11 protein-coding genes are annotated in these 13564 nt (G+C 57.7%); 10 read left to right on the forward strand and 1 reads right to left on the reverse strand.

Going from position 1 to position 13564, the window contains the following annotated elements:
- Positions 1–23: 23 nt before the first annotated feature.
- From D781_RS10815 to D781_RS10860, 10 genes are all read left to right on the forward strand, one after another.
- Positions 24–1289, forward strand: a complete 1266-nt coding sequence (locus tag D781_RS10815) for an ABC transporter substrate-binding protein (protein WP_015672363.1) — start codon at positions 24–26, stop codon at positions 1287–1289.
- Between the two features lie 33 nt (positions 1290–1322).
- Positions 1323–2312: a sugar ABC transporter permease gene (locus tag D781_RS10820; protein WP_015672364.1), complete on the forward strand. Its 990-nt coding sequence runs from the start codon at positions 1323–1325 to the stop codon at positions 2310–2312.
- Positions 2309–3154 carry a carbohydrate ABC transporter permease gene (locus D781_RS10825; protein ID WP_015672365.1) on the forward strand — a complete coding sequence of 282 codons (846 nt, stop codon included), beginning with the start codon at positions 2309–2311 and terminating at the stop codon, positions 3152–3154. Before D781_RS10820 ends, D781_RS10825 begins: the two co-directional genes overlap by 4 nt.
- A gap of 30 nt (positions 3155–3184) precedes the next feature.
- Positions 3185–4546 carry a family 4 glycosyl hydrolase alpha-galactosidase/6-phospho-beta-glucosidase gene (locus D781_RS10830; RefSeq protein ID WP_015672366.1) on the forward strand — a complete coding sequence of 454 codons (1362 nt, stop codon included), beginning with the start codon at positions 3185–3187 and terminating at the stop codon, positions 4544–4546.
- 60 nt (positions 4547–4606) lie between these two features.
- Entirely contained in the window at positions 4607–5722 is a 1116-nt protein-coding gene (gene ugpC / locus D781_RS10835) for a sn-glycerol-3-phosphate ABC transporter ATP-binding protein UgpC (RefSeq protein WP_015672367.1), read from the forward strand.
- A gap of 14 nt (positions 5723–5736) precedes the next feature.
- Positions 5737–7392, forward strand: coding sequence for an alpha-glucosidase (locus tag D781_RS10840; RefSeq protein WP_015672368.1), 1656 nt, complete (start codon positions 5737–5739; stop codon positions 7390–7392).
- A 45-nt stretch (positions 7393–7437) separates the two neighbouring features.
- The gene (locus tag D781_RS10845) at positions 7438–8079 is read left to right on the forward strand and encodes a TetR/AcrR family transcriptional regulator (RefSeq protein ID WP_197664881.1); all 642 of its coding nucleotides are present in this window, start codon (positions 7438–7440) and stop codon (positions 8077–8079) included.
- Between the two features lie 50 nt (positions 8080–8129).
- Positions 8130–9077, forward strand: coding sequence for an alpha/beta hydrolase (locus D781_RS10850; RefSeq protein WP_015672370.1), 948 nt, complete (start codon positions 8130–8132; stop codon positions 9075–9077).
- An 875-nt stretch (positions 9078–9952) separates the two neighbouring features.
- Complete coding sequence (locus D781_RS10855) at positions 9953–11362, forward strand: glycerophosphodiester phosphodiesterase family protein (protein WP_015672372.1); 1410 nt, start codon at positions 9953–9955, stop codon at positions 11360–11362.
- Between the two features lie 123 nt (positions 11363–11485).
- Complete coding sequence (locus tag D781_RS10860) at positions 11486–12382, forward strand: hypothetical protein (RefSeq protein ID WP_041411805.1); 897 nt, start codon at positions 11486–11488, stop codon at positions 12380–12382.
- A 194-nt stretch (positions 12383–12576) separates the two neighbouring features.
- Here the strand turns inward: D781_RS10860 and D781_RS10865 are convergent, their stop codons facing one another.
- Positions 12577–13545, reverse strand: a complete 969-nt coding sequence (locus tag D781_RS10865) for a LysR substrate-binding domain-containing protein (RefSeq protein ID WP_015672374.1) — start codon at positions 13543–13545, stop codon at positions 12577–12579.
- Positions 13546–13564: the final 19 nt, after the last annotated feature.

Here is a 13564-nt window from a genome sequence, read left to right on the forward strand (position 1 = left end):
ACTGATTCCGCACAGGGGACGCCATGAGAAAACTGTTGTTAAACCTGACCGCCTGCTCGTTGGCGCTGCTGCCGGCGCTGGCGCAGGCCGATACGCTGAGGATGGAGTGCGCGCCCAGCAAAGAGGGGCGCGAGTTCTGCCGCTACGTTAAACAGCGCTTTGAAGCCCAGACCGGGCACACCCTGAGGTTTATCGATTTACCCCGCGCCTCTGACGAGAAGCTGTCGCTGTTTCAGCAGTTGTTTGCCGCCAGAGACGCCAACGCCATCGATCTGTTCCAGGCCGATACGGTGTGGATCGGCGTGCTCAATAAACACCTGCTCGATCTGACGCCATACGTCAGCGACATGCGGCAGGATTTCTTTCCCGCCGCCTGGCAGAACGACATGGTGAACGGCCGCGTCAAGGCGATCCCCGCCTATATGGATACCGGCGCGCTCTACTACCGCAAGGACCTGCTGGAGAAATACGGCGAACAGCCGCCTAAAACCTGGGCTGAGCTGACGCGCATTGCCGCGCGTATTCAACAAGCGGAGCGCGCCAACGGGCATAAAGGGCTGTGGGGGCTGGTGTTCCAGGGCAAATCCTATGAAGGGCTGACCTGCAACGCGCTGGAGTGGGTGGCCTCGCAGGGCGGCGGCACCTTTATCGACGCCGACGGCAATATCACCGTCAATAACCCGCGTGCGGCGCAGGCGCTGGAAATGGCCGCCGGCTGGGTCGGCACCATCGCGCCGCCGGGCGTGCTGGGCTACATGGAGGAAGAAGGGCGCGCGCTGTTCCAGAACGGCGATGCGGTATTTATGCGCAACTGGCTGTATGCCTACGTACTGACGCAGGACAAAAGCAGCGCGATACGCGGCAAGGTGGGGGTGATGCCGGTGCCGGGCGGCGCCGACGGCCAGTCGGTCAGCACCCTGGGCGGCTGGCAGTGGGCGATCAGCAGCTACACCAAGAACCCGCAGGCGGCGGTGGCGCTGCTGAAGATTGTCAGCGACGCCGAATCGCAGAAAAAAGCGCAGGGGCTGCTGGGCTGGGCGCCGTCGCGTCAGGCGCTGTATCAGGATCCGCAGGTGCTGGCGCAGGCGCCGTATCTGGCGACCTTCAGCGGCATTCTGGCCAAGGCTACGCCGCGGCCGGCGACCCAGACGCGGCGCAAATACGCCCAGGTCTCCAAGGCGATTTACAACACCTCGTTCAACGTATTGCGTCGCGACAGCGATGGGGCCGGCGCCGTGCAGACGCTGCAGGCGCGTCTGGAACGCATCCGCGCCCGGGGATGGCGCTAAGCGCCGCCGATTAACCATCAGGAGCCCTATGCCATGAAACGCGATACACACTCTGTGTCCTTGACGGTGGCCCATCCGCCGCTGGAGAAGCGCGCGCAAACGCGCCGCAAACTGAACTATCAGCAAAAGCGCAGCCGCATCGCCTGGCTGCTGGTTGCGCCGGCGCTGCTGCTGTTGCTGGCGATCGCCGGCTGGCCGCTGCTGCGCACGCTGTTTTACAGCTTTACCGACGCCATGCTGGATACGCCGGACGAGTGGCGCTTTGTCGGCTTTGCCAACTATCTCGACCTGGCCGAGGAACGCAGCTACGGCGTGCTGGCCGACCCGCTGTGGTGGCAGGCGGTGGGCAATACCCTGCGCTTCAGTCTGCTGTCGGTCTCGCTGGAGCTGCTGTTCGGCATGCTGCTGGCGCTGCTGATGAACCAGAAGTTCCGCGGCCAAGGGCTGGTACGCACCGCCATTCTGGTGCCGTGGGCCATCCCGACCATCGTCTCCGCCAAGATGTGGGGCTGGATGTTCCATGACCAGTACGGCGTGGTGAACGATCTGCTGCTGAAAATCGGCCTGATTGATACGCCGCTGGCCTGGGTGGCCGAGCCGGGGCTGTCGATGTGGGCGGTGGTGATCGCCGACGTGTGGAAAACCACGCCGTTTATGGCGCTGATGCTGCTGGCGGCGCTGCAGCTGATTCCCGGCGATCTGTACGAGGCGGCGCGGGTGGACGGCGCCAACGCCTGGCAGCGCTTCCGCCGCATTACGCTGCCGCTGATTATGCCGGCGATGATCGTGGCGCTGATTTTCCGGGTGATGGACGCCCTGAGGGTGTTCGACCTGATCTACGTGCTGACCTCCAACAGCGAAGCCACGGTGTCGGTCTCCGGCTATGCCCGCGACCAGATGGTCAGCTACCAGGAGATGGGGAGCGGCTCGGCCGCCTCGGTGCTGGTCTTTATGATGGTGGCCGGCATTGCCGCCTGCTTCCTGACGCTGTCCCGCCTGAACGATAAGGAGAAACGCGCATGAAACTGACGCGTCAACAACGGCAGTTCGGCCACCGCGCGATGATCTACGCCGGCGCGGCGCTGGCCAGCGTGATCTGCCTGTTTCCGTTCTATTACGCGCTGATTACCTCGCTGCGCGGCGGGCAGGATCTGTTCCGCGTCGCCTATCTGCCGGATGCCTGGCACTGGGGCAACTATATTACCGCGCTGATGGAAAACGGCATCGCCCGCAGCCTGCTGAATTCGATTCTGGTGGCCGGCGTAACGGTGGGGCTGTGCCTGCTGGTGTCGATCACCGCGGCGTTCGCGCTGGCGCGCATCTCCTTCCGCGGCCGCAAATACCTGCTGTTCACCATTTTGTGCGTGTCGATGTTCCCGCAGGTGGCGGTGCTGTCCGGCATGTTCGAGCTGGTGCGTTTTCTCGGTTTGTATGACTCGCTGGGGGCGCTGGTGCTGTCTTACGCCACCTTTTCGCTGCCGTTCACCGTTTGGGTGCTGACCACCTTTATGAAGTCCATCCCGCAGGAGCTGGAAGAGGCGGCCATCGTCGACGGCGCCAGCACCTGGACCATCATCAGCCGCATCTTTGCGCCGATTATGGGGCCGTCGCTGGTGACCACCGGGCTGCTGGCGTTTATCGGCGCCTGGAATGAATTTATGTTCGCGCTGACGTTTGTCATCTCCAGCGGCAAACGCACCGTGCCGGTGGCCATCGGCATGCTGCAAGGCGCTTCGCAATTTGAACTGCCGTGGGGGGCGATTATGGCCGCCTCGGTGATTGTCACACTGCCGATTGTGGTACTGGTGCTGATTTTCCAGCGCCGCATCGTCAGCGGCTTAACTAACGGTGCCGTAAAAGGCTGATATTTCGACTAACCCTGAGAGGAAAACGCAATGGCGACAAAAATCGTATTGGTGGGCGCGGGCAGCGCACAGTTCGGCTTCGGCACCCTGGGGGATATCTTCCAGAGCAAGACGCTGTACGGCAGTGAGATTGTGCTGCACGACATTAACCCCACCTCACTGGCGGTAACGGAAAAAACCGCGCGCGACTTCCTGGCGGCGCAGGATCTGCCGTTCAGCATCAGCGCCACCACTGACCGTAAAACCGCGCTGCAGGGCGCCGAGTTCGTGATTATCTCCATCGAGGTCGGCGACCGCTTTGCCCTGTGGGATCAGGACTGGCAGATCCCGCAGCAGTACGGCATCCAGCAGGTTTACGGCGAAAACGGCGGCCCGGGCGGGCTGTTCCACTCGCTGCGCATCATCCCGCCGATTCTGGCTATCTGCGCCGATGTCGCCGATATCTGCCCGGACGCCTGGGTGTTCAACTACTCCAACCCGATGAGCCGTATCTGCACCACGGTGCAGCGCAAGTTCCCCGAGCTGAACTTTGTCGGCATGTGCCACGAAATCGCCTCGTTGGAGCGTTATCTGCCGGAAATGCTCGGCACGCCGTTCAGCAACCTGCAGCTGCGCGCCGCCGGTCTGAACCACTTCAGCGTCCTGCTGGAGGCCAGCTATAAAGACAGCGGCCGCGACGCCTATCCGGACGTGCGCGTCAAGGCGCCGGGCTATTTCGAGCGTCTGCCGGGCTACAGCGATATTCTCGCCTACACCCGCCAGCACGGCAAACTGGTGGAGACGGAGGGCAGCACCGAACGCGACGCGCTCGGCGGCAAAGACAGCCTCTATCCGTGGGCGGACCGCACGCTGTTCAAAGAGGTGCTGGAGAAGTTCCACCACCTGCCGATCACCGGCGACAGCCACTTCGGCGAGTATATCCGCTGGGCCTACGAGGTGAGCGACCACCGCGGCATTCTCGATTTCTACACCTTCTACCGCAACTACCTCGGCCACGTTGAGCCGCGCATCGAGCTGAAGCTGAAAGAGCGCGTGGTGCCGATTATGGAAGGCATGCTGACCGACGCCGGCTATGAAGAGGCGGCGGTGAATATTCCCAACCGCGGCTTTATCAAACAGCTGCCGGAGTTTATCGCGGTGGAAGTGCCGGCGATTGTCGATAAGAAGGGCATTCACGGCATCAAGGTGGAGATGCCGGCCGGCATCGGCGGGCTGCTCAGCAACCAGATTGCGGTGCACGACCTGACCGCCGAGGCGGTGATCAACGGCTCGCGCGATCTGGTGATCCAGGCGCTGCTGGTGGACTCGGTGAACGACAAGTGCCGCGCCATTCCGGAGCTGGTGGATCTGATGATCGCCCGCCAGAGCCCGTGGCTGGACTATCTGAAATAAACCGCTGCGGCGGGGCGCGCGTCGCTCCGCCGCCATCGACGTCGCGAACAGGAGACCCTTATGGCGCAACTTACGCTGGAAAAACTGCAAAAACGCTACGGCGGCCACGCCGAGGTGATTAAATCGCTGGATCTGCAGATCAACAGCGGCGAATTCGTGGTGATCGTCGGCCCGTCCGGCTGCGGCAAATCGACCCTGCTGCGGATGATTGCCGGGCTGGAAGCGATCAGCGGCGGCGGCATGTATATCGACGGTAACTACGTTAACGACGACTCGCCGGCGGAACGCGGCATCGGCATGGTTTTCCAGTCTTACGCGCTCTATCCGCATATGACGGTGTATCAGAATATGGCCTTTGCGCTGGAGTTGGCGAAGGTTGGCAAAAGCGAAATTGACCGTCGGGTGCGCGACAGCGCGCGCGTGCTGCAGCTGGATCACCTGCTCGATCGCAAGCCCAAAGACCTGTCCGGCGGCCAGCGTCAGCGGGTAGCGATCGGCCGCGCCATCGTGCGCGAACCCAAACTGTTTCTGTTTGACGAGCCGCTGTCCAACCTGGACGCCTCGCTGCGCGTCCAGATGCGGATGGAGGTGGCCGCGTTGCATAAGCGCCTGCAGGCCACCATTATTTATGTCACCCACGATCAGGTGGAGGCGATGACGCTGGCCGACCGCATCGTGGTGCTGAACAAAGGGCATATCGAACAGGTCGGCACGCCGCTGGAGCTGTATGACCATCCCGCCAACGAGTTTGTCGCCCAGTTTATCGGCTCGCCGAAAATGAACCTGATCCCGGCGATGCTCAAGCGCGCCGGCGAGCGGCAGAGCGTGGTGGAGCTGGATAATGGCAAGCAACTGGTGCTGCCGGTGGCGACGCCGCAGGCGGCGGAAGGGCAAAGCGTCAACCTCGGCATCCGCCCGGAGCATATTCAGGGCGGCCGGCTGGAGGAGTGCGAATATCAGGGGGAGGTGATGTTTGTCGAACATATGGGCAACGAGACCTACCTCTACCTGGACAACGGCAACGCCGGCGAACCCTGGGTGCTGCGTAATCCGCAGCGATCGCCGATTACGGCGGGCGAGACCGTCGGCGTGCGGCTGCCGGTGGAGTGCTGCTATCTGTTTGATCATTACGGCCGGGCGTTCCCGCGCCAGCTTCCCTCCGAGCAGGCGCACTAACCGAAGGAGCAGGCATGAAACAACGGTGGTGGAAAGAGGCGGTGGTGTACCAGATTTATCCGCGCAGCTTTATGGACAGCAACGGCGACGGCATCGGCGACCTGAACGGCGTGCGCGACAAACTGGACTATCTGCAGGAACTGGGGATTGACGTGATCTGGCTGTGCCCGATGTATCGCTCACCCAACGACGATAACGGCTACGATATCAGCGACTATCAGCAAATTATGGCGGAGTTTGGCACCATGGCCGACTTTGACGCGCTGCTGGCGCAGGTTCACGCGCGCGGTATGCGGCTGATTCTGGATCTGGTGGTTAACCACACCTCCGACGAACATCCGTGGTTTCTTGAATCCCGGTCATCAAAAAACGGCCCGAAACGCGACTGGTACATCTGGCGCGATGGCCGCGACGGCAAAGAGCCGAATAACTGGGAGAGCATCTTTAACGGCTCCGCCTGGCGCTACGATGCGCAGAGCGGGCAATATTTTCTGCATCTGTTCTCCGCCCGCCAGCCCGATCTGAACTGGGAGAACCCGCAGCTGCGCCAGGCGGTGTATGACATGATGCGTTGGTGGTTGGATAAGGGCATCGACGGTTTTCGCATCGACGCCATCTGCCATATGAAAAAAGAGCCGACGCTGGCGGATCTGCCTAATCCGCACGGGCTGCCCTATGTGCCGTCGTTCGCCAGCCATTTGAACTATCCCGGCCTGCTGGATTATGTGGATGAGATGTGCCGCCAGACCTTCCATCATTACGACATTATGACGGTGGGCGAGATGAACGGCGCCTCGGCCGAGCAGGGTGAAGACTGGGTGGGCGAGCAGCGGCAGCGGCTGAACATGATCTTTCAGTTCGAACACGTCAGACTCTGGGAGCAGCAGCCGGACGCCGGTCTCGATCTGGCCGGGCTTAAAGCTATTTTTACCCGCTGGCAGACCCTGCTGGACGGCAAGGGCTGGAATGCGCTGTACGTGGAAAACCACGATATTCCGCGCGTAGTGTCCAAATGGGGCGACGACCGGCGCTACTGGCGTGAAAGCGCCACGGCGATTGCGGCGATGTACTTTCTGATGCAGGGCACGCCCTATATCTATCAGGGGCAGGAGATCGGCATGACCAACGCGCCATTTAACCACGTCGGCGATTTTAACGACGTGGCGGCGAAAAACCGTTATGCCGAACTGCGCCGACAGGGCAGAACTGAAGAAGATGCGATGGCCCTGCTGCGCCGCAGCGCGCGCGATAATGCGCGCACGCCGATGCAATGGGACAGCGGCGAGAACGGCGGCTTTAGCCATGGCACACCCTGGCTGCCGCTCAACCCGAACTACCGGCAGATCAACGTGGCGGCGCAGCGTCGGCAACCCGGCTCGGTCTTCCAGTTTTACCGGGCGCTGATCGCTCTGCGCAGGCAGTATCGCCAGCTGTTGGTGTACGGCCGTTATCAGCTGCTGCTGCCTGAGCATCCGCAGATCTACGCCTACGCCCGTCAGGCAGAGGCGCGGCAGATGCTGATCCTCTGCAACCTGAGCGCGCGCGCCGCCGCATTCGCCGCCGATGCACTGCCGCTGGACGGGGCGGTGCTGCAGCTGGGCAATTACCTTGATGTGACGGCGTCACATACGCTGCGCCCTTACGAGGCGCGGGTTTACCTGCTGGAGTAACCGCACCGCCGTGGATAGCGATACCGCCGCCGGGAAAACCTTCGGTTGACAAAGAATATGATCGTTTCCTATATTGGCGGCATGAATAATATCTCCCCAAGCCAACGTGGCCGACCGCGCGAATTTGATACTGAACGTGCACTGCAGCAGGCGGTGCGACAGTTCAGCGTGTATGGCTACCACGGCACCTCCATCGCCGATCTGAACAGGGCGCTCAATCTCACCTCGGGCAGCATCTATAAAGCCTGGGGCGATAAGCGTGGGCTGTTCCTCGCCACGTTGGATTACTATATCGCACAGCGCATTGAGAGCGTGCGGGCTGCCACCGCCGCCGCCGGCAGCGGACGGGAGAAGGTGTACGCCTTTCTGGCCGCCTACGCCAAACTCAGCAGCGGCTCTGAAGGGCGTCAGGGCTGCCTGATCGTCGGCACCGCCGTTGAGCTGTCCGCCTACGATGATGAGATCGCCCGGCGGCTGGCCGCCCAACAGCAGCGCTGGGAAAGCCAGCTAAGCCGCCTGTTGGAAGAGGGACAGCAAGACGGCAGCGTCGCCGCGTCGTGCGAGCCGGCCGTCACCGCCACGTTGCTGATCGCGCTGACGCGCGGCATGCGCGTGCTGGGTAAGACCGGCGCCAGCGAAGAATCTATGACGCGCATCATTCATAAAGCGATGTGCCTGCTCGATTAAAATTTTTTACTCAAATAGGAAATGAATGTTTCCATTTAAAGGAGAATACGATGTCTGACCATCACGACATGCCGGCGCACGTCGGCGCAGAGTTTTTTACCCGCACCGATTTTTGGGCCAGGTTTCACCACGGCGTCTGTACGGTGCGCGGCGTTAATCTGCACTACGTCGCCGGCGGCGAGGGCGAGCCGGTGCTGCTGATCCCCGGCTGGCCGCAGAGCTGGTATGCCTGGCGCTACCTGATGGTGCAGCTGGCGGCGGCGGGACGCCGGGTCATCGCGTTAGATCCGCGCGGCATGGGCGAGAGCGATGCGCCGCGCGGCGACTACGATCAGCAAACCGTTGCGGCGGAAGTGCATGAGTTCGCCGTCGCCAGCGGCCTGCTGACGGACGGCCCGATTGATCTGGTCGGGCACGACGTCGGCAGCTGGATCGCCTACGCCTGCGCCAGCGACTGGCCGCAGGATTTCCGCAGCCTGACGGTGATGGATGCGCTGATTCCCGGCCTGTCGACGCCGCGCAGCGATCTGGATGCCGCCGAGGCCAACCTGCGCAGCTGGCACTTTGCCTTTAACCGCCTGGACGATCTGCCGGAGATATTGATTAGCGGCAAAGAAAGCGCCTTTCTGACCTGGCTGTTCCGCGCCAAAACGCTGCGCGGCTGGACGATTGCGCCGGAGGATATTGCCGTGTACGCCCGTCAGCTGGCGGCGCCCGGCGCGTTGGCCGCCGCTTCGGCCTACTATCAGGCGGCCTTTTCCCCGGCGGGCGTGGCCGCTAACCAGCGCCGGGCTGAGACGCGTCTGCAACTGCCGGTGCTAGCGCTTGGCGCCGAACGCGGCGTGGGCGACGGCATCGTTAAAGCGATGGCGGGGCTGGCGCACCGCGTCAGCGGCGGGGTGATTGCCGGCGCCGGACACTATCTGCCGGAAGAGGCGCCCGGCCGCCTCGCAGATGAGCTAACGGCATTTTGGTCTCTATCCGACGCTGGTGCGTAACGCCTGACTGGGGCGGGCGATTTTGACGGGCGCGGCCGATAAGGTGGAAGGCGTAACAGGTTATATCAGCCACGCTCAGAGTAAGTACATGGGGCATGCCGAAAGCGACAATGCCCGTCATCCATGTTCTCCCCTCGCCGAAATAACATTTAACCCTTCATCGGCGTCATCTCAGGTTAGTGCCCTGCGGGTATGTTGCCGCCCATCATTAATGCGCGAAAAGAAACAATAACGAACACAAATAAAAGTAAAAAACCGACAAGTTTGCGATATCGATCACGGTAACGCACATTTGTTAACGACATGTGATTAATTTGTGCGTATAGATAATAATCAAACGAAAATAAAGCAACATAACCAGTGCGGACCCGGTGAAAACTTAGAAGAAAGGTTGGGATATTATTAATAAAAATCAATTAAATAGATGTTAAAGGAGAAGACCATGTCAAAAGCGCCCATGCTGAGTGTTTTCACACCTGATTCCACCAAGGAATTTGCCTGCTTGCCCCCGCGGACAACAGCGTCGCGCAACATCGCGGGCCTCTGCGCCGTGGTTGGTTATTCTTCATTTCTGCCCAGACATATTTCAGGCGTCTGCGACCTGCCACTGTAATTATATTCATAGCGCGGAGAAGGAGAAAATCACATCCTTATCAGCAGGCTGATTTCAACGTGACGTTAGTTCTTAATCGATAAGTATTGATGTTGGCATTTGGCATAACCCGTATTTTAGCACCATGATAAATTATGATGGCGCTAAAAGGTTGTCGCATCCGACAACGCTTTTCTGCTTGATTTATGAAATTACGAAATCACTAACTTAGTGAAATAACCAAATTACAATCTTGATAAATCTGTATAAGGATAGGTTAACGATGACCAAATTATTAGCGCACAGAGGCACCGTCAGGAATAGTGACGGAGAAAAGGTCACAGAGCATTCTCTTGAATCATATAGCGCCGCCATAGATTTTGGTGCCGACTATGTGGAGACGGACCTATTTATTACAAAAGACGGCGTCGTGATTACCAGTCATGATGACCATAATTTTTCAAAACTGACCTATGAGGAGGTGATTAAAAAATACCCTGAGGTGGCAAAGTTTTCAGACGTTGTTGATATGGTCAAAGAGAGAAGCATTGAGACGGGGCGGGAAGTTGGTCTCACCATTGAGATCAAAAAAGGCGCTACGCAAGAGTTGACACAACAGGCGGCGAGTGCGGCCATTGCTATCTTGGTTGAGAAAGAATTCACTTCCCCGGATAAGCTTTATATCAATAGTTTTAATGCGGACACTTTAAAGTATATTAACGATGAGATCAATGCTAAATACCTAGAAACCCCCGGACTGTCGGATGTTCAGTTGATAAAAATCGTTCCTGTGGGGAGTGTACTTTGGAGCGGGTTCCTTGATATATTCAAATCCGTAGAGAAGGCCTATGCCAATGTCATTAACACCGCAGATCGAGATATTATAGATGGTTATGCCTTTCCTTCAAATATATCAAGGGTAAAACCACTCGGAGAGATCCTCGATAAACAAGGTAAAGAAATCCATACCTGGACAGCCCATGATGGAGTCAGAGAGTCGTATTATAACAACCTGCTAGATAGAGGCGCGGATGCAATTTATGTTGATGACACGCAAGCAGCGAGGACAGCGATAGAGAAATATAATGGTATGGAGACTGTGGAATATGGAAAAAAAGGTGATGATGCTATCAGCGTAAAGGATAAGACAACGGTATACGCCATGCAGGGTAATGATACGATCAGCATTGGCGGGAATAATAACAAAATATATGCCGATGGTGGTGATGACCTCATTGTTAATCGCGGGAATAACAGTTATATCAACGGCGGCAGCGGTGACGACTTCATCTACTCTGTCGGTTCAGGAAATACGATTTACGGCGGCGCCGGCAATAATGTCATTCATTTCAGCGGTGATGATACGATCATCTACGATCACAACACCCAGGGTAACAACCTGGTCGTCGGTGGTGGAGCAATCAACATTGAAGGGTATGAGGCTAATGAGTTATCTTTCCTTGAGCAACAAGGGAATTTAGTCATTCAATTTAATGATGGAGGCGATATCGTCGTTCAGAACGGCGTGGATTCCAATGGCCAGGTTGCAAATAAAATCATGCTAGAAGGCAACTCGCTGGATATTGATTCACTGCTTGCCACTGACGAGGGGACTAACCCTACAGAACTTGCGCAGCCAACGCAAGTGGAGGTTAACGGATTAAGTCAACTGGAAGTTGCTCACGCCTATTGACGTTAAAATAAGATAAGATTAATGGTCAGGAGGGAACCTGACCATCAGTATGTTCAACATCCCGATGCTAACGTATTATTTATAACCCGTAACCGCACGCGCTGATAACAAAGGCTGATAAAAATGAAAATACTTCGCTGGTCCGTACTTTTCTTGGGGCTTGCTGCCGGTGTCGCCAAATCTGCCGACACTGACTGCAGTCATTCACATAATAACTATATATTGAAAAAAAGTTTTCAGGTCATCGGACGACAAGGCATCACCACTGATGGTGAGCACTATTTTGTGTCAGGAACAACGTCAATAGAAAAATATGATAAAAATGGAAAGATGTTATTAGCCAATAACACCCCTTTCGATCAGCAAAGTGAGTTGCTTAATCATTTCGGCGATCTGTCTTCAAATAATGGTCTTTTGTATCTGGGGGCTGAATTCTTCAAGGATGGCGAGGCGCGTAATTTAAATATATCCATTTATGACGCCAATACCCTGAAGTTTATAAAAAATATCCCGTTAGATACCACATCAGGGCAAAAAGAAATCTCTGCCATCACGGTTGATAATGATAACCAATCATTCTGGACAACCGCATGGGGGGATGATGAAAGTAGCCATTATGTTTATCAGTACGCAATCAGTGATGGACGATTTATTCAACGTATTAAATTATCTCCGACCCTTTCCTTTATCCAGGGCATTAGCTACGACAAGGGTAATCTTTTTATTACGACGGATGATGGCCAGGCGGATAAAAAAGAACCTGACAGTTTATACCGGGTGAATATCAAGCAGGCGTTGAACCAGACAGGTGACAACGCCGTATTGCAACATAAATTTACTGAATTTACCGATTCCGGGGAAATAGAAGGGGTTAACGTACTCAACGATGAGTTGCTGGTGTTAAATAACCGTGGGATGCATATCGAGAAGGGTATGCCTATCAGACCCTATCCAGGGTATAAAAAAGAGATCAGCGAAGTTTATATTTACGACATCAGGAACGGCTGTAAGATCAAGTGATGTGCGCCCATTTATCCATTTCCACGTGCTACTGGAGGAATACTTTGGATAAGACGCAGGGGCGCGGCGTTAACCTTTACATCAGTCATTTTATTTAGTGCGTTCCACCGTACGCAACGTTGACCAACAAGAGGAGCGAGCAGGCAGCGCAGCTGATGGATGGCTGGCGCTGCTCGCCGGCCGTGCGCACGGCGTCAGGATTCATCCATCAGAATACAGGCGTCGCCATCGCCGCTCTGCTGGTAGCGGGCGTACAAGGCGGCCACATCAATATGGGCGAACTCCTCCGTCAGCGCATCCAGCAGGCTGCGGATGGCGGGCATCAGGCCGCGCCGCGACGGGAACAGGGCGTTCACCTCCGCCGGTTTCGGCTGCCAGGCCGGCAGCACCGTGCGCAGTTTGCCGCGCTTGAGATCCTTATACACCACAAAGGTCGGCATCTGCACCACGCCGCGGCCTTCCAGCGTCGCACGGCGCAGGGTGATCATATCGTCGGTCACCAGATTGGGGCTGTGGCGGATACGGCGTTCGGCGCCGTCGGGGCCGTGTAGCTGCCATTCGTGCGACTGATAGGCGGTGGTGACCGACAGGCTGGGGTAGCGGTCGAGCGCCGCCGGATCGCCGATGGCGCCGTACTTTTCCAGCAGCTGCGGGCTGGCGACCAGTTGATAAGTGCAGGGCGACAGCCGTTTGCTCGCCAATCCGCTGTCGGGCAGCGGCGGCACGTCGATACGCAGCGCCAGGTCAAAGCCTTCCCGCAGAATATCCACCTGGCGGTTGGTGCTCTCCAGATAGATCTCAACGTTCGGATAGCGTTTCATATAGCGCGCCAGCATGCCGGTCACCAGAAAATTCAGCAGCGCCGTCGGGCAGGCGATGCGGATGCCGCCTTTCGGTTCGGTCTGGCTCTGGTGCACGATCGCCTGCGCCGCCTCCGCCGCGGCGGTCAGCTCCATACAGTGGCGGTAGTAGGCGTGGCCCAGCTCGGTGACGGAGAACTGCCGGGTGGAGCGGTTGATCAGCTTGATCTCCAGCCGCTCTTCCAGCGCATTGATGCGTCTGCTTAACCGTGATTTGGGGATGCCCAGCGCGCGCCCGGCGGCGCTGAAGCCGCCGTGTTCGACCACGCGGGCAAAGTAATACATATCATCCAGGTTCTGCATCTTTACGTTCCAATATTGC

It is taken from the genome of Serratia sp. FGI94, from assembly GCF_000330865.1.
Taxonomy (GTDB): domain Bacteria; phylum Pseudomonadota; class Gammaproteobacteria; order Enterobacterales; family Enterobacteriaceae; genus Serratia_B; species Serratia_B rubidaea.